This window comes from Merdimmobilis hominis, from assembly GCF_016901855.1.
Taxonomy (GTDB): domain Bacteria; phylum Bacillota; class Clostridia; order Oscillospirales; family Ruminococcaceae; genus Paludihabitans.
The window spans coordinates 1-783 of sequence record NZ_JACJKY010000059.1 but is presented as its reverse complement, the minus strand read 5'-3'; the positions used below and the strand labels follow the sequence as shown (position 1 = coordinate 783).

The window sequence follows — 783 nt, the reverse complement described above, 5'->3', positions numbered from 1 at the left end:
GAACAATCTATATCATTGACAAACAAACACTCAACTGTGTACCGTTTTGCAGCAAGCCGAACTGCAAGCATGACAACGCACAGTGTGCAGCGCGCACCCGCTCGCAAGGGATCTGGATGTATCAGGGTGCGCTCTATGTATCAGAACCGCGCGAAGGTGCAACAACAGAAACAAATGAGTTAGAATCCTATACACTTTATAAAATCTCATTGGATGGTTCCAGCAAAGATGAGGTGCGCTATGTCGGAATGAACTTAATGGGTGGATTTGTCCACCGCGGATATTACTACGCAAATGAATTTGACGGTGTAAGAAGATATTCGCTGACTGACAAAGAAGAAAACGAATTGATTTTTGAAATTGTTAAATCAAATAGCGACTATTCCATTCGTTCCGCATACGGGAACCGTCTGTATATCAGTTACAACGACACTGAAATCATGAGTGAAACATTTCAAGTGAACATCGGCGATTGGGATTCTACCGCTTTCATTTGCGGTATCACACGTTCTGACAGCACGGATAAAACGCGCATAGAGGATACCTATATCGGTTCATACGGCGAAGAGCTTGTCATGATGAACGTATCCACGCATACAGATTATTCCAAGCTATACAGCGCTTCTGTGTCGATCACAGATCGGGAAGGAAAAAACGAACAGGTTCTCGATTACATTCAATCTGATCTGGACACAACGATGTTCGGCAGTGTTTTGATTGACGATCAATACTGCTATCAGTTGTATGTCCCGCCGATCACCGGCTCAAAAGAATTGTGGCAAA

General features: G+C 43.7%; 1 protein-coding gene. It reads left to right on the top strand.

Annotation, left to right across the window (positions count from 1 at the left end; all coding sequences use genetic code 11):
• The coding region (locus H6A12_RS13030) for a hypothetical protein (protein WP_345941260.1) at positions 1-783 on the top strand (783 nt) is incomplete at both ends.